The 26,710-nt window shown below is 69.2% G+C and carries 27 protein-coding genes; 14 read left to right on the top strand and 13 right to left on the bottom strand.

Annotation, left to right across the window (positions count from 1 at the left end; genetic code table 11):
• Window positions 1–146: 146 nt before the first annotated feature.
• The 5 genes from nadA (at window position 147) to Y958_RS01100 (ending at window position 4,892) form a co-directional block, all read left to right on the top strand.
• A complete protein-coding gene (gene nadA, locus Y958_RS01080) occupies window positions 147–1,157 on the top strand; it encodes a quinolinate synthase NadA (protein ID WP_088870565.1) in 1,011 nt (336 codons plus the stop codon).
• A gap of 77 nt (window positions 1,158–1,234) precedes the next feature.
• Window positions 1,235–2,890, top strand: a complete 1,656-nt coding sequence (locus Y958_RS01085) for an L-aspartate oxidase (RefSeq protein WP_088870566.1) — start codon at window positions 1,235–1,237, stop codon at window positions 2,888–2,890.
• Window positions 2,887–3,747 carry a carboxylating nicotinate-nucleotide diphosphorylase gene (gene nadC, locus Y958_RS01090; protein WP_088870567.1) on the top strand — a complete coding sequence of 287 codons (861 nt, stop codon included), beginning with the start codon at window positions 2,887–2,889 and terminating at the stop codon, window positions 3,745–3,747. Before Y958_RS01085 ends, nadC begins: the two co-directional genes overlap by 4 nt.
• A gap of 82 nt (window positions 3,748–3,829) precedes the next feature.
• Complete coding sequence (locus Y958_RS01095; protein WP_088872407.1) at window positions 3,830–4,216, top strand: MbcA/ParS/Xre antitoxin family protein; 387 nt, start codon at window positions 3,830–3,832, stop codon at window positions 4,214–4,216.
• Window positions 4,188–4,892, top strand: a complete 705-nt coding sequence (locus tag Y958_RS01100; protein ID WP_088870568.1) for an RES family NAD+ phosphorylase — start codon at window positions 4,188–4,190, stop codon at window positions 4,890–4,892. Before Y958_RS01095 ends, Y958_RS01100 begins: the two co-directional genes overlap by 29 nt.
• Here Y958_RS01100 and Y958_RS01105 read toward each other — a convergent pair.
• Window positions 4,889–5,740 carry a glutamate racemase gene (locus Y958_RS01105; RefSeq protein WP_244909320.1) on the bottom strand — a complete coding sequence of 284 codons (852 nt, stop codon included), beginning with the start codon at window positions 5,738–5,740 and terminating at the stop codon, window positions 4,889–4,891. The genes Y958_RS01100 and Y958_RS01105 overlap by 4 nt on opposite strands.
• A gap of 238 nt (window positions 5,741–5,978) precedes the next feature.
• On the opposite strand from Y958_RS01105, the gene Y958_RS01110 reads away from it, so the two are divergent.
• Complete coding sequence (locus Y958_RS01110; protein WP_088870570.1) at window positions 5,979–6,533, top strand: hypothetical protein; 555 nt, start codon at window positions 5,979–5,981, stop codon at window positions 6,531–6,533.
• Window positions 6,534–6,603: 70 nt separating this feature from the next.
• On the opposite strand, the gene cobT is transcribed toward Y958_RS01110, so the two are convergent.
• The 3 genes from cobT to Y958_RS01125 form a co-directional block, all read right to left on the bottom strand.
• Window positions 6,604–8,487 carry a cobaltochelatase subunit CobT gene (cobT, locus tag Y958_RS01115; RefSeq protein ID WP_088870571.1) on the bottom strand — a complete coding sequence of 628 codons (1,884 nt, stop codon included), beginning with the start codon at window positions 8,485–8,487 and terminating at the stop codon, window positions 6,604–6,606.
• Between the two features lie 17 nt (window positions 8,488–8,504).
• Complete coding sequence (gene cobS, locus Y958_RS01120) at window positions 8,505–9,497, bottom strand: cobaltochelatase subunit CobS (RefSeq protein WP_088870572.1); 993 nt, start codon at window positions 9,495–9,497, stop codon at window positions 8,505–8,507.
• Window positions 9,498–9,581: 84 nt separating this feature from the next.
• Window positions 9,582–10,160 (bottom strand): J domain-containing protein, encoded by a 579-nt coding sequence (locus Y958_RS01125; RefSeq protein WP_088870573.1) that lies wholly within the window; start codon window positions 10,158–10,160, stop codon window positions 9,582–9,584.
• A gap of 182 nt (window positions 10,161–10,342) precedes the next feature.
• Here Y958_RS01125 and Y958_RS01130 point away from each other — a divergent pair, with 182 nt between their 5' ends.
• The gene (locus Y958_RS01130; protein ID WP_088870574.1) at window positions 10,343–10,615 is read left to right on the top strand and encodes a BolA family protein; all 273 of its coding nucleotides are present in this window, start codon (window positions 10,343–10,345) and stop codon (window positions 10,613–10,615) included.
• Here Y958_RS01130 and Y958_RS01135 read toward each other — a convergent pair.
• Entirely contained in the window at window positions 10,612–11,190 is a 579-nt protein-coding gene (locus tag Y958_RS01135) for a DUF2889 domain-containing protein (protein WP_088872408.1), read from the bottom strand. The genes Y958_RS01130 and Y958_RS01135 overlap by 4 nt on opposite strands.
• 186 nt (window positions 11,191–11,376) lie before the next feature.
• Here Y958_RS01135 and Y958_RS01140 point away from each other — a divergent pair, with 186 nt between their 5' ends.
• Complete coding sequence (locus tag Y958_RS01140; RefSeq protein WP_088870575.1) at window positions 11,377–12,489, top strand: ISAs1 family transposase; 1,113 nt, start codon at window positions 11,377–11,379, stop codon at window positions 12,487–12,489.
• Here the strand turns inward: Y958_RS01140 and aroB are convergent.
• Window positions 12,473–13,642 (bottom strand): 3-dehydroquinate synthase, encoded by a 1,170-nt coding sequence (gene aroB / locus Y958_RS01145; RefSeq protein WP_088870576.1) that lies wholly within the window; start codon window positions 13,640–13,642, stop codon window positions 12,473–12,475. The two genes, Y958_RS01140 and aroB, sit on opposite strands and share 17 nt — an antisense overlap.
• Window positions 13,639–14,235, bottom strand: coding sequence for a shikimate kinase (locus Y958_RS01150; RefSeq protein WP_088870577.1), 597 nt, complete (start codon window positions 14,233–14,235; stop codon window positions 13,639–13,641). The genes aroB and Y958_RS01150 overlap by 4 nt, the downstream gene beginning before the upstream one ends.
• A gap of 416 nt (window positions 14,236–14,651) precedes the next feature.
• Between Y958_RS01150 and Y958_RS31785 the strand changes: the two genes are divergently transcribed.
• The 4 genes from Y958_RS31785 to Y958_RS01165 all read left to right on the top strand — a co-directional run bounded on the left by Y958_RS31785 (window position 14,652) and on the right by Y958_RS01165 (window position 18,751).
• Window positions 14,652–14,792, top strand: coding sequence for a hypothetical protein (locus Y958_RS31785; protein ID WP_157999514.1), 141 nt, complete (start codon window positions 14,652–14,654; stop codon window positions 14,790–14,792).
• Window positions 14,773–16,599 (top strand): hypothetical protein, encoded by a 1,827-nt coding sequence (locus tag Y958_RS01155; RefSeq protein WP_088870578.1) that lies wholly within the window; start codon window positions 14,773–14,775, stop codon window positions 16,597–16,599. The genes Y958_RS31785 and Y958_RS01155 overlap by 20 nt, the downstream gene beginning before the upstream one ends.
• Before the next feature lie 5 nt (window positions 16,600–16,604).
• Complete coding sequence (locus Y958_RS01160) at window positions 16,605–17,672, top strand: site-specific tyrosine recombinase XerD (RefSeq protein WP_088870579.1); 1,068 nt, start codon at window positions 16,605–16,607, stop codon at window positions 17,670–17,672.
• 125 nt (window positions 17,673–17,797) lie between these two features.
• Entirely contained in the window at window positions 17,798–18,751 is a 954-nt protein-coding gene (locus Y958_RS01165; RefSeq protein ID WP_088870580.1) for an acetyl-CoA carboxylase carboxyltransferase subunit alpha, read from the top strand.
• 200 nt (window positions 18,752–18,951) lie between these two features.
• Here Y958_RS01165 and Y958_RS31790 read toward each other — a convergent pair whose 3' ends face one another.
• The 5 genes from Y958_RS31790 to Y958_RS01190 all read right to left on the bottom strand — a co-directional run bounded on the left by Y958_RS31790 (window position 18,952) and on the right by Y958_RS01190 (window position 24,108).
• Window positions 18,952–19,257, bottom strand: coding sequence for a hypothetical protein (locus Y958_RS31790; RefSeq protein WP_040845860.1), 306 nt, complete (start codon window positions 19,255–19,257; stop codon window positions 18,952–18,954).
• 209 nt (window positions 19,258–19,466) lie between these two features.
• Window positions 19,467–20,471 (bottom strand): aspartate-semialdehyde dehydrogenase, encoded by a 1,005-nt coding sequence (locus Y958_RS01175; RefSeq protein WP_088870582.1) that lies wholly within the window; start codon window positions 20,469–20,471, stop codon window positions 19,467–19,469.
• 273 nt (window positions 20,472–20,744) lie between these two features.
• Window positions 20,745–22,283: a 2-polyprenylphenol 6-hydroxylase gene (gene ubiB / locus Y958_RS01180; protein ID WP_088870583.1), complete on the bottom strand. Its 1,539-nt coding sequence runs from the start codon at window positions 22,281–22,283 to the stop codon at window positions 20,745–20,747.
• A 2-nt stretch (window positions 22,284–22,285) separates the two neighbouring features.
• Entirely contained in the window at window positions 22,286–23,140 is an 855-nt protein-coding gene (locus Y958_RS01185; protein WP_244909321.1) for a class I SAM-dependent methyltransferase, read from the bottom strand.
• A gap of 131 nt (window positions 23,141–23,271) precedes the next feature.
• Window positions 23,272–24,108: an AraC family transcriptional regulator gene (locus Y958_RS01190; protein WP_088870584.1), complete on the bottom strand. Its 837-nt coding sequence runs from the start codon at window positions 24,106–24,108 to the stop codon at window positions 23,272–23,274.
• A gap of 140 nt (window positions 24,109–24,248) precedes the next feature.
• Here Y958_RS01190 and Y958_RS01195 point away from each other — a divergent pair, with 140 nt between their 5' ends.
• Both Y958_RS01195 and Y958_RS01200 read left to right on the top strand, forming a co-directional pair.
• On the top strand, window positions 24,249–25,484 hold the full coding sequence (locus tag Y958_RS01195) for an FAD-dependent oxidoreductase (RefSeq protein ID WP_211098508.1): 1,236 nt from the start codon (window positions 24,249–24,251) through the stop codon (window positions 25,482–25,484).
• Window positions 25,485–25,496: 12 nt separating this feature from the next.
• The gene (locus Y958_RS01200; RefSeq protein ID WP_088870585.1) at window positions 25,497–25,883 is read left to right on the top strand and encodes a hypothetical protein; all 387 of its coding nucleotides are present in this window, start codon (window positions 25,497–25,499) and stop codon (window positions 25,881–25,883) included.
• Between the two features lie 56 nt (window positions 25,884–25,939).
• Here Y958_RS01200 and phoB read toward each other — a convergent pair whose 3' ends face one another.
• The gene (gene phoB / locus Y958_RS01205; protein WP_004272237.1) at window positions 25,940–26,644 is read right to left on the bottom strand and encodes a phosphate regulon transcriptional regulator PhoB; all 705 of its coding nucleotides are present in this window, start codon (window positions 26,642–26,644) and stop codon (window positions 25,940–25,942) included.
• Window positions 26,645–26,710 lie beyond the last annotated feature (66 nt).

Here is a 26,710-nt window from a genome sequence, read left to right on the forward strand (position 1 = left end):
GCTCCGCGCGAGCATTAGCCACCCTAATGCTCAAATAGAGCATAAGGGGTGAGGTTACAGGGAAGACGCCCCCGCTTGTCGCGCCGCGGGGGCCGGCCATGCCGGCCGATGTCGTTCGTGGGCGCGTTCGCTTGCCAGGTGTCCCGATGTCCGTTGCCGAGCTCGATCTCGAATACACCCCCGCCGTCGCCGCCGCGACCCGCCCCCTGTATGAGCGGGTGGCCAAGGTGATCCCGGAGGTGGAGTGGCCCTTTCATGCGCCGCTGGTGCACGCCATCAACACGCTGAAGAAGGAACGCAACGCCGTCATCCTGGCGCACAACTATCAGACGCCGGAAATCTTCCACTGCATCTCCGACATCGTGGGCGACAGCTTGGCGCTGGCGCGCAAGGCGGCGCAGACGGACGCCGACGTCATCGTCATGGCCGGCGTGCATTTCATGGCCGAGACGGCCAAGATCCTGAACCCGTCCAAGACGGTGCTGATGCCTGACATGCGCGCCGGCTGCTCGCTGGCCGACAGCATCACCGCCGCCGACATCCGCCTGCTGCGCGAGGCGCATCCCGGCGTGCCGGTGGTGACCTACGTCAACACCTCGGCCGAGGTGAAGGCGGAAAGCGACATTTGCTGCACCTCGGGCAACGCGGTGGAGATCGTGGAATCGCTGGACAGCGACAGCGTGCTGTTCCTGCCCGACGAATACCTGGCCAGCTGGGTCGCTACCCAGACCAAGAAGAAGATCATCAAGTGGAAGGGCCACTGCGAGGTGCATGAGCGCTTCACGGGGGCGGAACTGCGCGACTATCGCACCCGCTTCAAGGATCTCACCATCATCGCCCATCCCGAATGCCCGCCCGAGGTGCTGGCCGAGGCCGACTTCGTCGGCAGCACCGCCCGCATGGTGGAATATGTGGGCGAGGTGCGGCCGAACCGGGTGCTGATGGTCACCGAATGCTCCATGAGCGACAACGTCGCGACCGAATATCCGGACGTGGAATTCATCCGCCCCTGCAACCTGTGCCCCCATATGAAGCGGGTCAGCCTGTCCAACATCCTGGAGTCGCTGCGCACACTGGAGCCCACGGTGGAGATCGATCCCACCGTGGCCGGCCGCGCCCGCCTGGCGGTGGAGCGCATGCTGGCCGTGGGCCGTTGATCGCCCGCGTCTTTCCCTGCTAGGCCGGCATCGGGCCGGCCTTCCTTCCCGTTCCCCTGGTGACGGAGCTTGATGCCATGGATGGCGCGTCTTATCCGGTATCGCCTGTGCAGGTTGTCCACAGCGACGTGGTGGTGGTCGGATCCGGCACCGCCGGTATGGCGGCCTCGCTGGCCCTCGCCCAGGCCGGGCGGCGGGTGCGGCTGCTGACCAAGACGGATGACCTGCCCGGCGGGTCCAGCCTGTGGGCCCAGGGCGGGGTCGCCGTGGCGCTGGGCGCCGGCGACAGCGCCGCCGACCATGCCGCCGACACGGTGGCGGCCGGGGCGGGCCTGACCGACCCCACGATGGCCCGCCTGCTGGCCGAGGCCGGCATCGCCGAGATGTCGGCCTTGCTGGAGGCCGGCCTGCCCGCCGACCGTGGGTCGGATGGCCAGCCCCTGCTGGGGCGCGAGGCGGCGCACGGCCGCCACCGGATCCTGCATGCCGGCGGCGACGCCACCGGCCGTACCCTGGTGACCTTCCTGGCCGACCGCGTGCGCGCCACCCTGGGCATCACCGTCCACACCCGTGCCGCCGCCGCCGACCTGGTCGTGCGCGAGACCGGGCGCGGGCGGCGGGCGCAGGGCGTCCTGGCCTATGAGGATTGCACTGGCTGGGTGCTGCACGTCGCCCCGCACGTGGTGTTGGCCACCGGCGGCACCGGCCAGTTGTGGGCCGTGACCACCAACCCGCCGGAGGCCACGGGCGACGGAATGGCCCTGGCCGCCCGCGCCGGCGCCCATTTGGCCGACCTGGAATTCGTGCAGTTCCATCCCACCGCCCTGGCCGTCGCCGGCCCGCCCGGCCGCCGGCCCCTGCTGACCGAGGCGTTGCGTGGCGCCGGCGCCAAGGTGCTGGACGCCGGCGGCCACGCCTTCATGGCCGATGAGCATCCCGATGCCGAACTGGCGCCCCGCGACGTGGTGGCCCGCGCCATCGGCCGCCGCGTGGCGCGGGGCGAGAAGGTGTTCCTGGACCTGCGGCCCTTATGGGCGGCTGGAAAGTCGGAAAAGTTCCCCACCGTGGCCAGCATCTGCGCCGAGGCCGGCCTGGACCCCGCCGCCGCCCCCGTGCCCGTGGCGCCCGCCGCGCACTACCACATGGGCGGCGTGCTGACGGATGCCGATGGCCGCACCTCCATCCCAGGATTGTGGGCGGCGGGTGAGGTCGCCTGCACCCATGTCCACGGCGCCAACCGCCTGGCCAGCAACTCGCTGCTGGAGGCGGTGGTGTTCGCCGGCCGCGTGGCGGCGGCCCTGATGGCCGAACCGGCCGCCCCCCAGCCGGTGGCGGTACCCGACGCTCCCCTGGTGCCCGGCGGGGCCGCCGCCGCCGACTTGGCGGCCGAGGCCCAGCTGCTGATGGCGGAGAAGGTGGGCCTGGTGCGCGATGGCCCGGGCCTGGCCGAGGCCGCGGTGCGCCTGCAGGGCCTGACCCTGGCGGCCGAGCGCCTGGTGCCGGCCCGCGACTACGCCGGCATCCGCGCCGGCCTGGAACTGCGTAACCGCCTGCTGCTGTCCCTCCTGGTGGTGGAGGCCGCCAAGCGGCGGGAGGAAAGCCGGGGCGCCCATACCCGGGCGGATCATCCGGAAACCCGCGACGCCTGGCGCCATCACCAGATCCTGACCTATTCCGACCTCGGCCGCGTGGCCGAGGTTGAGCCCGCCACCACCCGGGAAACCCGTTCATGAGCACGCCTGTCGCCCCGCTTTATCCCGTGATGTATGAAGGCCTGGTCCGCGCTGCCTTGCTGGAGGATCTGGGCCGGGCGGGCGACGTCACGGCCGACGCCTGCATCCCGGTGGACACCCAGGCCCGCGCCCTGTTCCAGGCCCGCCACGCCGGCGTCATCGCCGGCCTGGCCCCGGCGCTGTCCGCCTTCTCCCTGCTGGACCCCAGCCTGTCGGTGCGCACCCTGGTGGCCGACGGCGCCGCTGTGGCGCCTGGCCAGGCGGTGGCGGTGGTGGAGGGGGCGGCCCGCCCCATCCTGTCGGGGGAGCGCACGGCCCTGAACCTGCTGGGCCGCCTGTGCGGCATCGCCTCCAAGACGGCGGAACTGGTACGGGCCATCGAGGGCACGGGCGCCCATATCGTTTGCACCCGCAAGACCACGCCCGGCCTGCGCGCGCTGGAGAAATACGCCGTGCGCGTGGGCGGCGGCAGCAACCACCGTTTCGGCCTGGATGACGCCGTCCTGATCAAGGACAACCATCTGGTGGCGGCCGGCGGCCTGCGTGCCGCGGTGGAGCGCGCCCGCGCCCATGTCGGCCACATGGTGAAGATCGAGGTGGAGGTCGACACCCTGGCCCAGCTGGAGGAGCTGCTGACCTTGCCGGTGGACGCCGTGCTGCTGGACAACATGACCCCGGCCACCTTGCGCCAGGCCGTGGACATGGTGGCCGGCCGCCTGATCACCGAGGCCTCCGGTGGCATCACGCCGGAGACGGTGCGGGCGGTGGCGGAGACGGGCGTGACCCTGATCTCCCTGGGCTGGCTCACCCACTCCGTCACCAACTTCGACATCGGTCTGGATTTCGAAAGCCTATAAGGGGAAGCCATTGACCACTCGCGGCGGCCGTCCTATCTTTCCATAGAAAGATTGAAATAAAAATCTTTCTATGGAGGTGGCGATGTCCCACTTGGACGGTGCGCGGGATCGCTCGCCCGAGCATGAGAGCGCCGTGCTTGCCCAGGCGCTCTGCCGCGCGGCGGACATCCTGCAAGTGCCGGACGCCATTCTGGCCCGCACCATCGGCGTGTCGCCCGCCTCTGTCAGTCGCTTGCGCGCGGGCGCCTTCAAGCTGACGCGCAAGGACAAGGCCTTCGAACTGGGCCTGCTGTTCATTCGTATGTTCCGGGGCCTGGATGCCATCACCGGCGGTGACGATGCCAGTTCCCGTTCATGGTTGCGGACGGAGAATCTGGCGCTGCGGGGCCGCCCTATTGACCTCGTCCAAAGCATTGTCGGCCTGGCCTCGGTTGTGAGCTATGTGGACGCCCGCCGCGCTCGCGTCTGAGGCGCGCCCTTACGGACATGATCTCTGGCGCCTGGTGGAAAACCAGGCGCGCGCGTCCACCATCCGGTTGGTGGGCACGCTGGCCGACCAAGCCTTGCTGGAGGACATGCTGGAGGAGACCAAGCCGCCGATGCCGCCGGAGTGCGACGGCCTGCATTTCCTGCTGGCGACCCCGTTCCGCTATTCACCCTATCCCCATGGCTCACGCTTCCGTCGCGCCCATCAGGCCGATGGCGTGTACTACGCCGCCGAACGGCCGGAAACCGCGGCGGCGGAAGCGGCGCACTACGCCCTGTTGTTCTTCCTGGAATCCCCCGGAACTCAGCTTCCCGCCCGCCCCATGGAACGGACGGGCATAGAGGTGGCATGCGCTGTGGACCGGGCGCTGGACCTGGTGGCCCCTCCCTTGAATCGGGACGAGGCGTTATGGACGGACAGAGCTGATTATGCCCCCTGCCAGGATGTGGCTGATACTGCCCGCCAAGCGGGGGTCCAACTCATCCGCTATCAATCGGTCCGCGACCCTCGGGGCGGGGCCAACGTGGCCTTGCTGACGCCCAAGGGCTTCAAGAACCGGAAGCCTAAGCGGCTGTCCAGCTGGCATCTGTTCATCCGCCCGCAGGCGGTCCAAATCTGGTGCGAATTCCCGGCCATACAGCTGGAATTCCCTCGCTAACCTTTAAGGCTGGCCGGGATGGGATCCGGGCCCACGCTGTGGAATCGCGCCTCACCGCCGAAAAAGCGGCTGGCCAGGCGGGTGATGGGTTCCGCCGGGCCGGTGGTGTGGAAGGCCTCGACCCCGCCTTGCTCCCGCGCCCGGCTGGGCAGCTCATATTCCGGGTGCCGTTCCAGATAGGCGCGCAGGCTGCTGACCGTCAGGTTGGGCTGGTCCAGGATTTCCACACCGGGGGGCAGGGCCTGGGCGAACAGGTCCGCCACCAGGGGATAGTGGGTGCAGCCCAGCACGACCGCGTCCGGCGGCACGCCGTCCAATTGGGCCATCAGCCGCCCGGCATAATCCTCGATGGCGGCGCGAATGGTGTCGATCGGGGCGTCGGCTTCGATCAGGCGCACCAGGTCGGGGCAGGCCTGCTGCACCACCCGCACCTCCGGCGCGCGCTTGGCGATCTCCGTGGGGTAGGCCCCGCTGCTGACCGTGTGATGGGTGGCGAAGATGGCGACGGTGCGCGGCTCGCCCGCGCGCGACCCGGCCGCCACGTCGGCCATCCACGGCACGCCGGTGATGGCCTCCACCATCGGCACCAGCACGCCCAGCACCCGGCGGTCCGGGTAGGCGGCGGGCAGCCAGGTCTGCTGCAAGCGGCGCAGGGCCTGGGCCGAGGCAGTGTTGCAGGCCAGGATGACCAGGGGGCAGCCCAGGCCGAACAGGCGTTCCACCCCCGCCACGGTGTAGCGGTAGATTTCCTCTGGCGTGCGGTTGCCATAGGGGGCGTTGGCGTGGTCGCCCAGGTAGACGAAGCGGCGGTCGGGCATCTGGTCGGCCAGGGCGCGCAAGACCGTCAATCCGCCGTGGCCTGAATCGAAAACGCCGATCATCGCTTGCAACCGCACCGTTCGCCTAGGGGGGCGCAGGCGCACCCGTCATCACCGGTTTAGCACGATCGGCCGGGGCGGCGGCAATGGCGTTGCGGCCGGTTGCCGCCCTTCTTGCCCCCTGCTTGCCATTGCATGTCGGCTATGCCTTAGTGCGCCAGTCCATTATGCTGGCGCCCTTGCCCTTCGTCTTGAGGAAACCTTGCCCGTGAGCCTGCGTGTCGCCGTCCGCCGGTCCCTGTTGATCCTGCCCGTCCTCGCCTCGGCGACAACCCTTGCGTTCGCCGGTTCCACCCCCGCCTGGGCCCAGGCGGCGAAGCCGGCGGCGCCTACGGCCGGTTCCGCGCCCATCATGCCGTCCGCCGCGAAACCCACCGCGCCCGCCGCCGCGGCCCCCGCCGCCGGCGCCAAGGCGGATGACGACGACGGCTGGACCTGCCCCTTCCCCAAGAAAGTGCCGACCATTCCCGACGGCAAGACCGCGCCCGAGGCCGACATGCGCAAGGCGCATGAAGAGATGCAGTCCTACGTCAACAGCGGCCAGGGCTTCATCTCCTGCGTCGACCAGTTGGTGGCCCAGCATCCGGATAAGGTGACGGTGGCGAAGTTCCTGCAGCTGACCAGCGTGCAGGACGCGGTGGTCAGCAACATGCAGATCCTGGCGGCCCGCTTTAACGAGCAGCTGCATGTGTACAAGGCGCGCACCGGCGGTGCGCCGGCACCCGCTGCGCCAACGCCGGCGGCCAAGCCCGCCGGCAAGTAAGCCCGTGGTGTAAGGAAAAGGGCCGCCCGGCACCCGCCCGGCGGCCCTTATTTCGTCTGCGCGGGCAGGCCTAACGGCGGCCGCCCCGCGCCTGGCGCTGGGCGGACCCGGGACGGCGGTCGTCCTCGTCGAACAGCTCGGCCAGCTTTTCCATGACCGTGCCGCCCAGCTGCTCCACATCCACGATGGTGACGGCGCGCCGGTAATAGCGCGTGACGTCGTGGCCGATGCCGATGGCGATCAGCTCCACCGGGCTGCGGGTCTCGATGTACTCGATGACGCTGCGCAGGTGCTTTTCCAGGTAGCTGCCGCTGTTGACCGACAGGGTGCTGTCGTCCACCGGCGCGCCGTCGGAAATGACCATCAGGATGCGCCGCTGCTCTGGCCGGGCGATCAGGCGGGTGTGGGCCCACAGCAGGGCCTCGCCGTCGATGTTCTCCTTCAGGATGCCTTCGCGCAGCATCAGGCCCAGGTTGCGCCGGGCCCGGCGCCAGGGGGCGTCGGCCTCCTTGTAGACGATGTGGCGCAGGTCGTTCAGGCGGCCGGGGGCGGCGGGCTTGCCGCTGGCCAGCCAGCGCTCGCGGCTCTGCCCGCCCTTCCATGCCCGGGTGGTGAAGCCCAGGATCTCCACCTTGACGCCGCAGCGTTCCAGGGTGCGCGCCAGGATGTCGGCGCTCATGGCGGCGATGGTGATGGGCCGGCCGCGCATGGACCCGGAATTGTCGATCAGCAGGGTGACGACGGTGTCGCGGAAGTTGGTGTCGTTCTCCTGCTTGAACGACAGGGGCAGCACCGGGTTGGCCACCACGCGGGCCAAGCGGGCCGCGTCCAGGATGCCTTCCTCCAGGTCGAACACCCAGGCCCGCGTCTGCTTGGCCATCAGGCGGCGCTGCAGGCGGTTGGCCAGCTTGGCGATGACGCCCTGCAGGTGCTGCAACTGCTGGTCCAGCATCATGCGCAGGCGGGCCAGTTCATCCGCGTCGCACAGGTCGGCGGCCCCCACCACCTCATCGAATTCGGTGGTGAAGGCGCGGTAGTTGCCGCTGTCCAGGCTGTTACGGCCGAAATCGGGGCGGGACGGCTCGCCGGGCTCGCCCGACTGCTCGGCCCCGGCGCCTTCCACCTCCTGCTGCTCGCCCTCGCTGCTTTCGGCGGCGCCGGTCTCCTCCGTCTGGCCGCCGGCCTGCTGCTGCTCGCCCGTCGCTTCCGGCTCGGCATCGTCGGACTGGCCGCCGCCGGCCTCGTCATTGTCGGCGCCTTCGGGGCTCTGGGCGTCGCCGGACTCGGCGGTCTCCTCCTCTTCCGACTTCTCAGGATCGCCGCCCACCTCCAGGTCCAGGTCGGTCAGGATGCGGCGGGCCTCGCGGGCGTAGGCCTGCTGGTCGGCCATGACGGCCTTCAGCTGGGCCAGGTCGGCGCCCGCCTTTTCCTCGATGAAGGGGCGCCACAGGTCCAGCGCCGCCTGGGTGGCGGGGGCGACGGGGGCGCCGGTCAGGGCCTCGCGCGCGATCAGGCGCAGGGCGTCGGCCAGCGACACCTGGTCCCGCGCCGTGGCCCGGTCCAGGCCCTGGCGGCGGAACCGTTCCTCCAGCGCCGCCGTCAGATTGTCGGCCACGCCGGCCATGGCGTTGGCGCCCAGGGCTTCGCACCGCGCCTGTTCCAGCGCGTCGAAGGCCAGGCGGGCGGTGTCGCCCGTGGGCAACAGGCGGGCGTGGGCGGCGGCGTCATGGTGGCGCAGGCGCAGGGCGGCGGCATCGGCGGCGCCGCGCACCGGCGCCACGTCGCGCACGTTCAGGTCACGCGTGGGCAGGGGCACCCGCACCCGCGTGCCGGAATAGCCCGGCGGCTCGGCGGAAAACCCCACCGTCAGGTCACCGCGCTCCGCGATGGCCCGGACGGCGGCACCGGTGGCCCGCTTGAACGCCTCCAGCGGCGATTCCCGGTCGGAAGACATGGGCTCGTTCCCCCGCGTCAGGCGAGGGTGGCGCGCACGCCGCTCTCGGGCAGTTCGGTGCCGAAGCAGCGCTGGTAGTATTCGGCCACCGCCGCGCGCTCCACCTCGTCGCACTTGTTCAGGAAGGTGACGCGGAAGGCGAAGCCGACATCGCCGAAGATGTCGGCGTTCTGCGCCCAGGTGATGACCGTGCGCGGGCTCATGACGGTGGAGATGTCGCCGGCGATGAAGCCGGCGCGGGTCAGGTCCGCCAGGCGCACCATGGCGTTGACCAGCACGCGGCGGTCATCGGTGTCGTAGCTCGGCACCTTGGCCAGGACGATCTTCACCTCGGCGTCATGGGGCAGGTAGTTCAGGGTAGAGACGATGTTCCACCGGTCCATCTGGCCCTGGTTGATCTGCTGGGTGCCGTGGTAGAGGCCCGTGGTGTCGCCCAGGCCGATGGTGTTGGCCGTGGCGAACAGGCGGAAGGCCGGGTGGGGGCGGATGACCTTGTTCTGGTCCAGCAGGGTCAGCTTGCCCTCGACCTCCAGCACGCGCTGGATGACGAACATCACGTCCGGGCGGCCAGCGTCGTACTCGTCGAACACGATGGCGCAGGGGTGCTGCAGGGCCCAGGGCAGGATGCCCTCGCGATACTCCGTCACCTGCACGCCCTCGCGCAGGACGATGGCGTCCTTGCCGATCAGGTCGATGCGGCTGATGTGGCTGTCCAGGTTGACGCGCAGGCAGGGCCAGTTCAGGCGGGCGGCCACCTGCTCGATATGGGTGGACTTGCCCGTGCCGTGATAGCCCTGGACCATGACGCGGCGGTTGTAGGCGAAGCCGGCAAGGATGGCCATGGTCGTTTCGCGATCGAAACGATAGGTGCTGTCGATCTCCGGCACATGTTCCGTGGGGGAGCTGAACGCCGGCACCTGCATATCGCTGTCGATCCCGAAGGTCTGGCGGACGGAGATCTTGATGTCGGGCAGCGAGGCGGCGTTCATCGGTGTCGGTTCCTGGGACATGGGACGGTCGGCTTTCCTGCGAGATCGAACAGAACGGTTGGTCTTGGTTATTGTTTCAATGGCTTGGAGGCTGGCAGCGAGGCCTCAGCCATGGTCGGCATAGGCGGCTTTCAGCACATTGTAGGCTTGGTTGATGCGCTTCAGGCGCTCCTCCGCGTCCTTGTCGCCGCCATGGATGTCGGGGTGGTTCTGCTTGGCCAGCTCGCGATAGCGCTGCTTGACCTCGGCGAATCCGATGGGCGCTTTCAGGCCCAGCACGTCCAGCGCGTCATCCTCCGGCGTGCGGGGGGAGGGCGGGGGCGGACGATGCGACGTGCCGGCTTCCCAGTCGGCGCCGAAGCTATGGCCCCGGCTCATGCTGTCGCGCAGATTCCGTTCCCGGGTGCGCCAGTCGCCCATGGGCCAGGTGGGGCGCTGCCAGGTGGTATCGTAGCGCATGGCGCGCTCGATCTCTTCCGTGCTCATGCCCTGGTAATAGTCCCAGGCCTTGTTGTAGGCCCGCACGTGGTCCAGACAGAACCAGTAATAATCGTTCAGCTGGCTGCGATTCTTGGGCGCGCGGTACTCCCCCACCTCGGCGCAGCCGGGATGGTCGCAGGCCCTGACCTGGACCTGCGGCGGATCGTCGAACGAGAAAGAGAATCCGGGGCGCTGTTTCTGCATCGCGAAAGTATGGGGTCAGGCCCCGGCCGTGACAAGCGCGGCGGGTCGCCCGCGCCACCATTGCGGCGGCAAAGCTGGGCTGCTGTCCCGGGCGCCGGAAATCACCTTCCGGCCATTGACAGCGCCGCCCCGGCGTCGCACCTCAGGGGGATAGGACGTTCCCTCCATTCCGGGCATTTTCCATGCGCTATGCCGACCGCATCCACACCAAGCTGACCCAGGCGCTGGCGCCCGTGACGCTGATCGTCGACGACCAGTCCGCCGCCCACGCCGGCCACGGCGGGGCCGCCCCGGGTGGGGAGACCCATTTCGAGGTCACAGTGGTTTCCGCCGCCTTCGCCGGCAAGTCGCGCGTGGCGCGCCAGCGCCTGGTATACGACATCCTGAAGGATGAGTTGGCCGAGCGCGTCCACGCCCTGTCGGTCAAGACCCTGACGCCGGAAGAGGTGGCTTAGGCCCCGTCCGGTTCTTCCGGGCCGGTGTCGTGCTGCCCGGTGTAGTGCTCCGGGAACCAGCGCTTCACCACCGGGCCGTCGCTGGCCATGACGTGGCAGGTGTTCAGCACGGGCGGCGGGCCGCCTTTGCCGCCGTTGCGCCGGGCGCTCAGCACCGGGGCCAGGGTCTGGAAGGCGGTGGTGGCTACGGGGCCCAGCAGTTCCACCAAGTGGGTGCAGCCCTCCGTCCGGCCCAGGCGCTGCTTGACCGCGTTGGTCCAGCCGGACGCGATGCTCAGGCCCACGAGGCGCTGGAAATTGGGCAGAATGGCGGGGCAATGCGGGAAGGGGGAGTTGTCGGTCGATACCTCCACCGCCCGCACGGTCAGCGTGTCGTCCACCGTCAGGCGCACCCACATCTCATGCAGGAATTGGCCAGGCTGGATGATACCGCGCCATTCGTTGTCGAAGGCGTAGTGCTTCTCGTCCGTGATGTGGCCTTCGATATCCCAAAGGCCATCGGCGCGTTCGTATCCCTGGCACGTGACGCGGCGGGTATGCAGCGGCGTGCGCTCGGCGGCGGGGGGGAGGGGCATGGGGCGGGCGAAACTCAAGACGGGGTAACGGACGCGGGGCGCATCATGGGCGCCGGCCCTCACCCCGGTCAAGAAACCCGCGTCTCATGCCACGGCAATCGCTTGAAGCGGGTCTTGACAAGACGGGGCTTTCGGAGCGGTGGCGATCTGTGATTCGTAGGAGGCTCCATTGATCTGGAGTTCTCGATGGCCGGTTCGCTTCTCGACCATTTTGCGGCGCTCAGCGATCCGCGGCAATCCTGGAAGGTCATTTATCCACTGCCGGAGATTCTGCTTGTGGTGCTCTGCGCAACGATCGCGGGGGCTGAGGATTTCGTCGAGATTCGGCGCTGGGGCACGATGAACCGGGATTTCCTGCGGCGGTTTTTGCCCTATGCGGGCGGGATTCCGAGCCACGATACGCTGAACGACATCCTCAACGCGCTCGACGGCGATCTTTTTGCGCGATGCTTCGGCGACTGGGTCGAGGGGCTACGCGAGGCCGAGCCCGACATCGTCGCGATCGACGGTAAGACCTCGCGGCGGACGCATGACCGGGCGAAGGATCGCAATCCGCTGCATCTCGTTTCAGCCTGGGCCAGCCGGCAGCGCTTGGTGCTGGGCCAGCAAGCTTGCGAGGCCAAGTCGAATGAGATTACGGCCATTCCGTTGCTGCTCGACCGCTTGGCGTTGACCGGGGCGCTCGTCACCATCGATGCGATGGGCTGCCAGACCAAGATCGCCCAGAAGATTCTCGATAAAGGCGCCGATTACCTGCTGGCCATCAAAGAGAACTGGCCCAACCTGCACAGCGAGGTCATCCGCCACTTCGACGATCTGCCTGCCGCCGACACGTTCGACACGACCGATGGCGAGCACGGCCGCATCGAGGTGCGCCGCCATGTCGTCAGCCACGAAGTTGACTGGCTTACCACAGACCGCCGCTTCCCCGGCGAGCCCCGCTTCCCCGGCCTCAAGGCCATCGCCATGGTCGAAGCCGAGATCGAGCGTGACGGCAAAACCAGCCGGGAACGCCGATACTACCTGTCATCTCAAAAACTCGACACGCGCCTCTTCGCTCATGCCGTCCGAGCCCACTGGCATATCGAAAACCGGCTCCACTGGGTCCTCGATGTCGTCTTCCATGAAGACTTGAGCCGTCTCAGATCCGGCAACGGCCCCCACAACATGGCAACCATCCGACACATGGCCTTGAACCTCCTGCGCGGCGCAAAGGATAAGCACAGCCTCAAAGTCCGAAGAAAATCCGCCGCATGGGATACCCAATACCTTCACGCCGTCATCACACAGTCCGCATAACCCCCTTCAAGCGATTCCCCTGCGTCTCATGCGCCAGCGCCGCCGCCACCACGGCACGCACCGGCTCGGGGTCAATGCCCCGGGCGGTGAAGGCCTGGCCGATCCCGCGCGCCAGGATGAAGGTGATGCCGCCGTCCTTGACCTTCTTGTCCTTGGCCATGTGGGCCATCAGCGCGTCCACGGTCCAGCGGCCCTTGCTGAGGTATGCCGCGCCCGTCGGCAGGCCCACGGCCGCCAAGTGGCGGCGCATGCGGGCTAGGTCGTCCGGCGGGCACAGGCCCAGGCGCACCGACAGGTCGAAGGCCATGACCATGCCGATGCCCACGGCCTCGCCATGCAGCAGTTCGCCGCCATAGCCCATCTCAGCCTCCAGGGCGTGGCCGAAGGTGTGGCCCAGGTTCAGCAGGGCGCGCACGCCGCCCTCGCGCTCATCCTGGGCGACGATGGCGGCCTTGGCTGCCACGCTTTCCTTCACGGCGGCAGTGCGCAGGGCGGCGTCGCCGGCCACCAGGGCCGGGCCGTTTCCCTCCAGCCAGGTGAAGAAATCCGGACGGTCGATCAGACCGTACTTCACCACCTCGGCATAACCCGCCAGCACCTCGCGCCGGGGCAGGCTGTCCAGCGCGCCGATGTCGGCCAGCACCAGGCGCGGCTGGTGAAAGGCGCCGATGAGGTTCTTGCCCTGGCGGCTGTTGATGCCCGTCTTGCCGCCCACGCTGCTGTCCACCTGCGACAGCAGCGTGGTGGGCACCTGGATGAAGTCCAGGCCGCGCAGGGCGATGGCGGCCGCGAAGCCGCCCAGGTCGCCGATGACGCCGCCGCCCAGGGCCACCAGCATGGCGCCCCGCTCAATGCCGCGCGACAGCAGGATTTCAAGCACGGCTTCCAGATGGTGGAAGCTTTTGGTGGCCTCGCCGGCCGGCACCACGATGGGGTCCAGCACACGGGCGCCGGCGGCCTCCAGCGAGCGGGTCAGGGTGCCCAGGTACAGGGGCGCCACCGTCTCATCACTGAGGATGACCAGCGGCCGCTTACCTGCGATGGGCGCCACCAGCGATCCGGCCCCCTCGATCAGGCCGGACCCGACCAGCACGTCGTAGGACCGATCGCCCAGGTTCACGTGGACGGGGCTGGCGGACAGGGTCTTGCTCATGATTGCACCGCGGCCGGCTGGGACCGCGTCTCCGGGATTTGGGTATCCGCCTCGTTGTCCAGATAGGCCTGCAGGGATTCCACCACCCGGTCCACGGTGTCCTCCGCCGGGCGGTCGCCGCTGTCCACGGTGATGTCGGCCTGGGCGTAGTAGGGGTGGCGCAGCTCCATCAGCTTGCGCAGGGTTTCGCGCGGGTCGCTGTCCTTCAGCAGGGGGCGGTTGCCGCGCCGCGCCGTCCGCTGCACCAGCAGATCCAGCTCCGCCCGCAGCCAGATGGAATGGGCGCGCTGGCGCACCAGGGCGCGGGTGTCGGCGTCCATGAAGGCGCCGCCGCCGGTGGACAGCACCTGCAGTGGCTGGTCCAGCAGGCGGGCGATCACCCGGCGCTCCCCCTCGCGGAAGGCGGGCTCGCCATAGCGTTCGAAGAATTCAGGGATGCTGCAGCCGGCGGCGCGCTCGATTTCCTGGTCGGCATCGACGAAGGGCAGGCCCAGGCGGGCGGCCAGGCGTCGGCCGATGCTGGTCTTTCCGGCCCCCATCAGGCCCACCAGGACCAGGGTGCGGGGTGGGCGCTGGCGCAGCATGGGGCGCATCACCGCTTCCCCCGCAGCGCGGGGGTGGGCACCCGGCGGGTCGGGGTGGCGTTGCGCGCCGGGGGGGCGGACGCTACAGTGCCGAGCGCTAACACCATGTTTGCCGTGTCATCCATTCCAGCCGAGACCTGAAAGCCGTGCCCCGTTCCGGGGGTTGTTCTTCATCCCTAGACCCGGCCGTCCACCCTGGCCCTGCGGCTTCAGGCGGACTGTCCGGCCCCCGTTTTCCCGTGCCAGTCACGTGGGCGCCACCACAGGGGGAAACGGTTCGGGGGGACTGCATAACACAGTCGACCCCGCCTGTCCCTTAACTCCACCGGGGGCTCGCGCACTGCGGCCTTGCTTGGGCCGACATGGTCTCGCAACTTTCTTTCTGAATTCGCCCTTCCCTATCAGCGATTGATGCCGATCCCACGATGAAAAAGCTCCTCCTGATCCTGATCGCCCTGGTTGTCCTCGGCGGTGCCGGCGCCGCCCTGGTCGTGGCCGCCACCACCTCCCCGGCGCCGTCCGCGCCCACCGAACGGGTGATCTCCAATGACCGCTTCCCGCAGTAAGGCGTTTTGGGGCCTGGCGCTGATCACCGGCCTGATGACGGCGCCGGTGGCGTTCGCGCAAACCTCCAGCGGGCCGACGCCGCTTTGGCCGCAGGGACCGGCAACCTCCCCCACGGTCGCGCCCCCGGCGGGGACCGCACCGGCCGGAACCGACACGGCTGCGCCCGGTCCCACACCCCTGGGGGCCTACACGCCGCCCCCGCCACGCGCCTCCTCCTTCGAGGTCAAGACCTTGGCGGCGGTCACGCCGGACGGGGGCGGCTTGCTGGACGCGGGCCAGGGCGGCCTGGGCCAGGCGCTGTGGGCGGACAGTCCGCGCGGCCTGCTCGACCGAGCGCTGGCCTCGCTGCCGCAGTCCAGTCCCTCGCCGGCCGTGCGCACCCTGCTGGGTCGGGTGCTGATGTCCTCCGGTACCGCGCCTCAGGCGGGTAAGGACGCGCGCAATTTCCTGGGCCTCCGGCTGGAACGCCTTGCCTTGCTGGGCGATGGCAAGCACGCCGACGCCATGGCCGCGCTGCCCACGGCGCTGGACGACGCCGGCGGGGCGGAGGCCTGGGCCCGCCTGTCGCTGCTGACCGGCGACGGGGCGGCCTGCGACCAGATGGCCGACCTGCAGAAGCGCTTCAACGATGGCGAGATCCAGATGCTGGGCGTCGTCTGCCAGGTGCGCGGCGGGTCCACCGACAACATCATGTTCTCGCTGGACATCATGCGGGAACAGGGTGTGAAGGACGACGGCTTCTCCCGCCTCGCCGAAGTGGCGGCCGGTGGACAGAAGGGCGCCCTCAAGGGCTTCACCGCCGTGTCGGCCGAGGCGGTGGCGCTGGCCCGCGCCATGAACCGGGGCCTGCCGGCGGAGGTGCCGGCGGCGCAGATCCTGGCGCTGAACCCGGCGGCGGCAGCGGCCGTGGCCGACTTGCCCGACACGGCGGCGGCGCTGAAGCTGGCTGCGGGCGACCGCGCCGCCAGCTATGGCACCCTGCCATCGGCGGCGCTGGCTCCCCTCTACAAGGCGGCCAAGGTCAGCCCGAACGATCTGAAGAATGCCGTGGGCGTGGCGGACAAGCGCCAGGGCGCCGACCAGCGCGCCATCCTCTACCAGGCCCTGACGGGGGAGACGATCCCGTCGCTGAAGGGCGCCATCCTGGCCAAGGCGGTGGACGTCAGCGATCCGGCCCTGCTGGCCGGCGCCTGGGGCGATCTGCTGGCCCAGGAACTGGAAGGGCTGGCCCCTGGGCCGGCGCTGAAGGATTTGGCCCCGGCTGCCACCCGCCTGTTGCTGTTGCAGAACCGGCGCGACCTGGCCCAGCCGTGGTTCGAGCTGGCCCGCCAGTCGGCGCAGGACGCTAAAGAGGGCAAGGCCTTGCAGGCCTACCTGCGCCTGGTGCCCTTGGCCGTGCTGGGCGGCCTGCTGCCCAGCGACGGCGCCAACTGGGCCCAGTGGCTGGACGCGGTGAAGGCGGATGCCGACGCCCCGTCCCGCCTGCGTGCCGCTTCCATCCTGGCCCTGCTGACCGCGGCGGGGGAAAAGGTGGATCCGCTGCTGCTGGCCCGCACGGCGCCGGTGGTCGAGGCGCCCGGGGTGATTCCTGACGCCGCGTCCTGGCTGCGCCTGGACCAGTCGATCGCCGTGCCCCGGCGGGGTGAGGTGGCGGTGCTGGCCCTGGCGGAACTGGCGGACGCGGGTCCCGCCGCCACCGCGCCGACAGTCACGGCCCATGCCCTGTCGGCCCTGACCGCCGTTGGTCTGAAGGACGACGCCCGGCGCCTGGCGCTGGAGGCGGTGGCCGTCCTGGCCGGGCCCTGACGCCCATGGCGCCGCGCATCCCGAAGGGTGAGGCCGCGACCGGGGGAGCCGCTCCCAAGAAGCGCTCCCCCGGCCGGCCGCGCGGCGCCACCCTGGCCTTGCCGCCGGGGGTGGACGCCTTCCTGGACATGGCCGTGGCGGAACGGGGGGCGGCGGCCAACACCCGCGACGCCTACCGCCGTGACCTGGTGGACGCCGCCCGCTTCATCGCCGGCCAGAAAGGCGGCAAGGGTCCCGCCCTGGACCAGGCGGGCACCGACGACCTGCGCGCCTACCTGGACCATCTGGGCCGCGACGGCACCCAGGCGGCGGTGCGCACCGTGGCCCGCCGCCTGTCGGCCCTGCGCCAGTACTACAAGTTCCTGGTGTCGGAAGGCCGGCGCGACATCGACCCGGCCGCCGTGCTGGATGGCCCGCGCCTGGGCCGCCCCCTGCCCAAGATTTTGTCCGAGGACGATGTCGGCCGCATGCTGGACACGGCGGCGGCCCAGGGCGGGGCGGAGGGGCTGCGCCTGGCGGCCCTGCTGGAACTGCTCTACGCCACGGGTCTGCGCGTTTCCGAACTGGTGGGCCTGCCCCTGTCGGCCTTCAGCCGCGACGGCCGGGTGCTGGTGGTCAAGGGCAAGGGCGGGAAGGAACGCATGGTGCCCCTGTCCCCCCCGGCCCGGGACGCGCTGGCGGCCTATCTGCCCCACCGCACCGCCTTCTTCTCCCCCGGACGGGAGGCCAGGCAGGCCAGCCTGCTGTTCCCCTCACGCAGTTCCGGCGGCACGCTGACCCGCCAGCGCTTCGGCCAGCTGCTGAAGGATTTGGCGCTGGCCGCTGGCCTGGATCCGGCCAAGGTCAGCCCCCACGTGCTGCGCCACGCCTTCGCCACCCACCTGCTGGACCACGGCGCCGATTTGCGCTCCGTCCAGAAGATGCTGGGCCATGCCGACATCGGCACCACCCAGATCTACACCCATGTGGTGGGTGAACGCCTGCGCCGCACGGTGGAGGACCACCACCCGTTGGCGAAAGAAAACCCGGGGGCCAAGGGAAGCCCTGGGGTTCGTGGCCCGCGCAAGGGGTAGCTGCAAGATGCGGGTTTCGATAGCGCTGGCCCCTGGCCCGCGCTCATGGTAATCAGCCGCCTTCGACCTTTGTGCGGCCCGCCCCTCGGTGCAGCACCCCTTACAAGCAGTTGTAAGCCGAACCCATGCATTTCCTTGAATTTGAAAAGCCGATCGCCGAACTCGAAGGCAAGATCGATGAACTCCGCCACCTGTCCGATGGCGGCGGTCTCAACATCGCCGACGAGGTCCGCAAGCTTGAGGACAAGGTCGACAAGCTGCTGCGCTCGACCTACGCCAAGCTGACGCCGGCCCAGAAGGTCCAGGTAGCGCGCCACCCCAACCGGCCGCACTGCCTGGATTACATCAACGCCCTGATCACCGATTTCACGCCGCTGGCGGGGGACCGGGTGTTCGGCGAGGATCGCGCCATCGTCGGCGGCCTGGGCCGTTTTCGCGGTCGGTCGGTCGTGGTCATCGGCCAGGAAAAGGGTCACGACACCGACACGCGCATCCGCCACAACTTCGGTTCGGCCAAGCCGGAAGGCTACCGCAAGTCGCAGCGCCTGCTGGAGCTGGCCAGCCGCTTCAACCTGCCGGTCATCACCCTGGTGGACACGGCCGGCGCCTATCCCGGCGTGGGTGCGGAAGAGCGCGGCCAGGCGGAAGCCATCGCCAAGTCCATCGAGACCTGCCTGCGCGCCCGCGTTCCCATCGTCTCCGCCATCATCGGTGAAGGCGGCTCGGGCGGTGCCATCGCCATCGCCACGGCCGACCGGGTGCTGATGCTGGAGCACTCGATCTACTCTGTCATCTCGCCGGAAGGCTGCTCGGGCATTCTGTGGCGCAGCAACACCAACGCCGCCGACGCGGCCGCGGCCCTGCGCCTGACCGCCCAGGACCTGAAGGAACTGGGCGTCATCGACCGCATCGTCATGGAGCCCATCGGCGGCGCGCACCGCCGGCGCGAGGAGACCATCCTGGCGCTGGGCAACGCCATCGACGACAGCCTGGACTCCATGCGCGGCCAGGACGGCGGCACCCTGATCGCCCGCCGCCGCGAGAAGTACCTGAGCATGGGCCAGAAGGGCCTGGGGTAAGACCGCCAGAAGGGCCTGGGTTCAGGCTCACATGAACAGGAAGGGCGCTTCCCGGGATGGAGGCGCCCTTTTTCTATGCGCGGTGTCCGCCGCCGATCAGCGGGCAAAAACCCAAGGCTTATCCCCGGCGCTGTCGCCGGGGACAGGGGCGCGGGCCCGGGGCCCGCGGATCAAAAGAGGTTAGGGAAGAGGAATCCTAACTAGCTGCGCAGCACCAGGCGGGAGCAGCCGCCGCCGGCCGGCTGCACGTCGCTGGCCAGACCCGCCAGGGTCAGCATGGCCTGCACGTCCAGGATGGTGTCCGTGGACCGGGTCAGGGTCAGGCTGACGTTGCGGCACCCCATCTTCCGGAAGCGCGTGACCGCGTCCAGGATTTGGCGGGCGGGGGCGGCGGAGGAACGGGACTGGGGCGGCGGAATGTCAAAGGTGCTGGGGGTGGCTGCCATCACGGCGGCGGCCATGCCGGGTTCCGGATTGGGGGCTCCGGTCGCCTCATGCGGATGCATGCGAGGTCCCTGGTTGGGGTTCGCCCGGGAACGACCCCGGACAACCAGGATATTGCGACCAATTGAGGCTTTTCCGCGACCGTAAAGTTGGGCCTGCGGCCGATTTTTCCCATCGGGATGGGGGAGGGGGCCCCGTCAGGCCGTCGCTACCCCAAAAGGATGAGGCCGCCGGTATTTCATCGGCGGCCCCCCTCACGGGACGAACTGTCTTACAGCAGCTCGGCGATCTGCACGGCGTTGAGTGCTGCACCCTTCAGCAGTTGGTCGCCGGCGACGAACAGCTGGATGGAGCGGCCGCTGGGGTCGCTGATGTCCTGGCGGATGCGGCCCACCAGGATGTCGCCCTGACCCGACGCGTCCACCGGCATGGGGAAGTAGTTCTTCTCCACGTCATCGACGATGCGCACGCCCGGGGCGGTGGCCAGGATGTCCTTTACCTCGGCCGGGGTGATGGGCCGCTCGAACTCCACGGTCAGCGCCTCGGAATGGGCGCGCAGCACGGGCACGCGCACGCAGGTGGCGGAGATGCGGATGTCGGCATCGCCGAAAATCTTCCACGTCTCCTTCACCATCTTCATCTCCTCCTCATTATAGCCGTTGGCCGGGTCGACCTTGGCGTTGTGGCTGAAGAGGTTGAAGGCGTAGGGGTGGGGCAGCACGGTGGGGGTGAAGGGCTTGCCCTCCAGATAGGCGCGCGTGCCCTCGCGCAGCTCTTCCATGGCGGCGGCACCGGCACCCGACGCCGCCTGGTAGGTGGCGGCGATGAAGCGGGTGATGCGGTTCTTCACGTGCAGCGGCCACAGCGGAACCAGCGCGATGATGGTGGAGCAGTTGGGGTTGGCGATGATGCCCTGGTGCTGCTTCACCGCCTCCGGGTTCACCTCCGGCACCACCAGGGGGACGTTGGGATCCTGGCGGAAGGCGCTGGAATTGTCGACGACGACGGCACCGGCCTTCACCGCGATGGGGCCGTAGACCTTGGAGATGGAACCGCCGGCGGAGAACAGGGCGATGTTGACACCGTCGAAGCTGTTCTCATCCAGGGCCTGGATGGTGATCTCTTTGCCCTTGAAGGTCATGGTCTTGCCGGCCGACCGGGCCGACGCCAGCAGGCGCAGCTCGGACAGGGGGAAATCACGCTGCTCCAGGCACTCCAGCAGCTCGACGCCAACGGCACCGGTGGCACCGACGATGGCAACGACGGGCAAGGCCATGACCTAAATCCTCAAAGACGAAGGGTGAAACATATGGAACGAGAGGCGCCATCCTCTTGTTCGTTTCGTACCCGCGTCAAGCGGACGACTCGCAGGGCTGCCTTGTGGCCAAGGCCGCGCCGCGCAAGTTTTGGTTACGCGATGTCCCAAGCGCGCGGCAGTTCTGAAATAGACCGCGACCGCGGTCGCCGGAGTGTTTTGGGTAGCGAAGCGGACTGAAACGCGAGGATAGCCAGGGCTGCGGATGCAGCCGCCCGGCGCTTGAGGGACGCGTTAACGCAGCGCCAGCACCGTAACCGCGATCGTCAGCGCGAGGATGGCGGCCCATTGCCAGCCGCCCCGCCCACGCCCCAAGCGGGTGGCCAGGTCGTCGATGCTGCGCGGGTCTATGGGCACGCCGCCGTTGTCGAGATGCTCCGCCAGGCGATCGGCATGACGCAGCAGCAGGGGTAGCTTGTGGGCGGTGGCGCTGAGATTGCGCACGGCCTCGGCCAGGCGCGCTTCCGGCCCCCGGTTCTCCCGCATCCACTCCTCGATCAGGGGGCGGGCCACTTCCCACATGTTCAGCTTGGGGTTCAGGGCGCGGCCCACCCCTTCCGCCGTCAACATGCTTTTCTGCAGCAGCAGCAGCTGGGGCTGGGTCTCCATCTCGAACTGCTCGGTCACGGCGAACAGCTGGGCCAGCAGCCGGCCGACGGAGATGTCGTGCAGCGGCTTGTTGTGCACCTGCTCGCCGATGGCGCGGGCGGCCTGCATGAACAGTTCGCGCGATTGGTGGGCGGGGACGTAGCCGGCATCGAAATGCACGTCGGCCACCAGGCGGTAGTCGCGGTTCAGGAAGCCCAGCAGCATGTCGGCCAGGTACAGCCGCGTCTGCCGGTCCAGCCGGCCCATGATGCCGAAATCCACCGGCGCCAGGTGGCCGGACATGTTGACGAACATGTTCCCGGGGTGCAGGTCGGCGTGGAAGAAGCCGTCGCGGAACACCTGGTTGAAAAAGGAATTGGCCGCCTGGCGCAGCACATCGTCGGGGTCGAAGCCGGCGGCGCGGATGGCATCCACCTGGTCCACGGGGATGCCGTGGATGCGGTCAATGGTCAGCACCCGCTGGCTGGTGCGGTCCCAATCCACCCTGGGGATGTTGAAGGTGACGTCGCCCTTGAAATTGTCGGCCAGTTCCGAGGCGGCGCTGGCCTCCATGCGCAGGTCCATCTCCATGCGCACGGTCTCGGCGAATGTTTCCACCACCTCCACCGGCTTCAGCCGCTTCAGGCGGGGCAGGACGCGCACGGCCAGGCCGGCCAGCCAGAACATGAGGTCGATGTCGCGGCGGAAGGCCAGCTCCACGCCGGGGCGCAGTACCTTCACCGCCACCTCCTTGCCCTCCGCCGTCACGGCGAAGTGCACCTGGGCGATGCTGGCGGCGGCCACCGACTCGGGCTCGAAGCTCTGGAAGATCTCGCCCAGCGGGCGGCCCAACTGCTCCTCGATGATGGCCACGGCCTGGGGCGTGGGGAAAGGGGGCAGCCGGTCGCGCAGCAGGGCCAGGTCTTCGGCCACGGCGTCGCCCACCAGGTCGGACCGGGTGGACAGGGCCTGGCCCAGCTTGATGAAGCTGGGGCCCAGCTCCTGGATGGCGGCGGCCAAGCGCTGGCCCTTGCGGCCGGGCGCCCGGTTGTTGTTCATCAGGCGCAGCACCAGGGCCACGCCTGGCGCCACGTCGCGGAATTCCTCCGGGAACAGGGCGCCATGCCGGCCCAGCGTACGCCCGATGATGTACAGGCGGCGCAGGTTGCGCAGGATGCGGAGCATGGTCAGACGCGCCAGGCGGAATGGATGGCGGCCACGCCACCCGTCAGGGGCCGGGCCTTGGCCTGGCTGAACCCCACGGCCTCCAGCCGGCGGCATAGCGCTTCCCGCTCGGGGAAGCGGCGGATGCTTTCCACCAGGTACTGATAGCTGTCGCGGTCGCCCGCCACCACCTGGCCGATGCGGGGCAGCACTTCAAAGGAATAGCGGTCGTACAGCTCACGCAGGATGGGCAGGTTCACCTGGCTGAATTCCAGGCAGTAGAAGCGCCCACCGGGCTTCAGCACCCGATACGCCTCGGCCAGGGCCTTGTCGATATGGGTGACGTTGCGCAGGCCGAAGGCGATGGTGTAGGCGTCGACCGAGCGATTGGGCAGGGGCAACGACTCGGCATTGCCCACAGTCCACTGTAACCCTCCAGTGGGCAGGCCGCCGCGCGTTTCCGGCGTCTTGTCCCAGCCTGGCATGGACCCTTTGTCGATGCCGCGGTCGCGGCCCACACGCACCATGGCTTCCGTCAGGTCACAGACCATGATCCGGGCGGCGGGCGCCTTGGCCGCCATGCGGAAGGCGATGTCGCCCGTGCCGCCGGCCACGTCCAGGATGGTCTCGCCCGCGCGGGGGTTCACCAGGCTGACGAAATCCGCCTTCCACAGCCGGTGGATGCCCACCGACATCAGGTCGTTCATGATGTCGTAGCGGCTGGCGACGCTGGAGAATACGCCCTGCACCAGCGGTGCCTTCTCCGCCGGGTTGATGGCACGGAAACCGAAGGATCGCGCCTCCCGCTCCTGCGCCGTCAGGGCGTCGGTGGCGGTGGTGTCGGCGGTGAAGGGCGGGGGCGTGGGATGGTCGACCATGGCGGCACCATAGCGTCGGGACGGGCGCTTGGGTAGCGGGCTTGGTGGGCAGGCCTGCCCCTAAAAAACGATAGGGAAAACGGGGCAGGATAGGCGGCTTATCCGTTCGGTGGCCGATCGGAAGACAGAAGTCAAGCCGCCACCCCCCTTCGGGCGAAATAGCGGGCGGGTGGCTCGCCGAAGGCCCGGCGGAACATGGCAATGAAGTTGCTGGGCGTGGCATAGCCCAGGGCGTCCGCCACCTCCGCCACCGGCTCCCCCTTCGCCAGGCGTTCCAGGGCCTGGGTCAGGCGGGCCTGCTGGCGCCACTGGGTCACGCTCAGGCCGGTTTCCGCCGCGAACAGGCGGCGGGCGGTGCGTTCCGACAGGCCGGCGTCGCGCGCCAGCACGTCCAGCGTCCGGTCGTCGTCCGGCGCCTCCAGCAGGCGCAGGGCCAGGCGCAACAGGCGGGGGTCGGTGGGCATGGGCAGGTGCAGCGGTTCGTTCGGGGCCAGGCGGACCTCATCCAGCAGCACGGCCAGCAGCCGCTCCTGCTCCGGCGTCAGCGCCGCCTCCAGCGGCCATTCCGCCACCCGCCGCACCAGCGACCGCAACAGGTCGCTGATGCCCATGACGCAGGGACGGTCGGGCAGGCCGGCGCTGGCCTCCGGCGTCAGCATCATGCCCCAGCCATCCAGCACGCCGCTGATGGTCACCTTGTGCATCATGCCGGGCGGTATCCACCCGGCCCGCAGCGGTGGCAGCATCCATGACCCATGGGCGGTGCGGATATGGATCAGGCCGTTGGCGATGCAGAACAGCTGTCCCCGCCGATGGGCGTGCCAGTCGATCTCCCGCGTGCCCATGCGGGTCCGGTCCTCCGCCGAATGGCTGCCCCAGAAGGTCAGGACGGGTGGGCCGTCCGCCCGCTCGCATATCTCCAGGAAGGCTTCCTTGCTCATGCGGGGGGTGTCACTGGCGAGACGCATGGGCTTTCCTCGGGTGGCTGGCGGCTGGCGAACGGTTTGGCCGTTTCGCATTATTTTTCGTCCGACTGTCGTTATCAAGCTTGCCGTGTTCCGCGTTATCGAATCGCCAGTGGAAAGTTTCAGCCCAGGGTTTGCCGGCGATGGCGGCAGAGATGATGGCAGAGATGATGGACAAGATGGACGAAACGCGGGTGGCGATCATCGGGGCGGGCCTGGGCGGCCTGTGCCTGGCGCAGGCGCTGACGCGCGCCGGTATCGAGTGCATGGTGTACGAGCGGGATGTGGCCCTGGACAGCCGGTCCCAGGGCTATCGCCTGCGCATCGACGCGGACGGCGCCGATGCCCTGGCCCGGTGCCTGCCCCCACCGCTGTACGGGCTATTCCGGCGCGCCTGCGCCGTGCCCGCCCCGCGCAGCCGCTTCCTGGACGGCCAGCTGGCGCCGGTGACCGGCCGGGCGCCGGCGGTGTGGAGCGCGGCCGCCGATGCGCAAAGCCGGGATGGCGCGATCCGCCGCGAGGCGGCGGGGGACCTCTGTGTCCATCGCCAGACGTTGCGGGAAATCCTGCTCTCGGGCATCGGGGACCGGGTGCGCTTCGGCACCGCCTTTCAAGGTTTGGCCGTGGGCGCCGACGGCCGCGCTCACGTCGCCTTCGCTGACGGCACCACCGTGCGCGCCGGCCTGGTGGTGGCCGCCGACGGTGTCAACTCTGCCGTGCGCCGGCAGCTGATCCCCCAGGCGGAGCCGCTGGACGTGGGGGCCGTCTGTCTCTACGGCCGCACCACTCTGTCGCCCCAGGTGCGGGCGGTGGTGGGCGACGACCTCTGTGCCGGCACCAGCGTGGTCTTCGCCGACGGCTACGCCGGTATCATCGAGCCCATGCTGTTCGCCCCCGTGGCCTGTGACTCGGATGGCGTTCCGACCGGGCTCACTCCCGTGGCCGACTATCTCTACTGGGCCTTGATTGGTCCGCGCACGCGGCTGATGGGGGGCCTGCCGGAGGCAGCGCCGGCGGCGGTGGCACGGCATCTGGCGCGCGACTGGCATCCCAGCCTGCGCGGCCTGTTCCGGCACGCCGATCCCGATGGCCTGGCATTGCTGCCGGTGCGCAGCGCACGCCTTGCCCGGACTTGGCCCCACTGGACGCCAGCGGCTGTGACCTTCCTCGGCGATTCCATTCACGCCATGAGCCCGGCCGGCGGTCTGGGTGCCAACACCGCCCTGCGGGACGCCGTCGTGCTGGCGGACAGCCTGTCCACCACCTCGTCCCCAACCGCAGCGGCGCGAGAGTACGAGGTTGAGATGCGCGTGCGGGCGGCGCGCGCCATCCACCTTTCAGAGGTGGGCGCCGCGGCTTTATTCGCGGATGTGTTTTGAAGGAGATTGAGGATGAGCCTGTTCGAGATACACGATCTCAGCCGCTTTCCCGTGGTGACGACCCGCCCCGGTACCACCCGGCCTGGCTACGCGCCGCAGTGGGAACGGGAGATGGATGCCCTGCTGGAACGGGGCCTGCCCTTCGTCATCATCATGCGCGATCCGCCGGAGGGGGAGGCGCATGAGGACCGGCGCCAGCGCGGCCTATGGCTGAAGCGCAACCGCGACGCCCTGGCGGCGTTATGCCGCGCGGTGATCACGGTGGAGCCGAACGCGGTGCGTCGTGCCGCCTTCAAGGCCCAGGCCGCCATCGCGGTCAAGGCCTTCGGCGTGGCGATGGAGGTGGCCGCCACAGCGGATGAGGCCGCGAACCTGGCGACGGCCGCCCTCGCCGCCTGAAAGCGGGGGCCAACCGGCGGCACGAGGTTTCCCTTCGTGCCGCCAACATGGAACTATCAAGCCGACTTCATGTCCAGGGCGTAGCCGGCCGAGCGCACGGTGCGGATCATGTCCAACTCGGTGTCCTCGTTCAGGGCCTTGCGCAGGCGGCGGATGTGCACGTCGACGGTGCGGGGTTCGACATAGACGTCGTGGCCCCAGACGATGTCCAGCAACTGCTCCCGCGAGAACACGCGGCCCGGGTGCTGCATGAAGTGGCGCAGCAGGCGGAACTCGGTCGGGCCCAGGTGGATGTCGCGGCTGTTGCGGCGCACGCGGTGGGCCGCCAGGTCCATGCTGATGTCGCCGTAGCGCAGCAATTCCTCGGCCAACGAGGGCACGGCCCGGCGCAGCACGGCGCGGATGCGGGCCACCAGCTCGGTCGGGCTGAAGGGCTTGGAGATGTAGTCGTCGGCGCCGGAGTTCAGGCCGCGCACCTTGTCCGCCTCCTCACCCCGGGCGGTCAGCATGATGATGGGGATTTCGCGGGTCTTGGGGTTGCGGCGCATCTGGCGGCAGACCTCCAGCCCGCTCATCAGCGGCAGCATCCAGTCCAGCAGCACCAGGTGCGGCGCCTGCTCGTCGGCCAGCAGCAGCGCTTCCTCGCCGTCGCCGGCGGTCAGCACCCGGAAGCCTTCCTTCTCCAGGTTGTAGCTCAGCAGCGTGACGAGGTCGGCCTCGTCCTCGACGATCAGAACCAAGGGCTTCAACGAGGCGTTCATGGGGTGTCCCTAAAACTGGCTGTCCGGGGTCGGGTAAGCGGTGGCGACTCTAATCGTTTGCGGGCC

It is taken from the genome of Nitrospirillum viridazoti CBAmc (assembly GCF_000730165.1).
In the GTDB taxonomy this organism is placed as follows: domain Bacteria; phylum Pseudomonadota; class Alphaproteobacteria; order Azospirillales; family Azospirillaceae; genus Nitrospirillum; species Nitrospirillum viridazoti.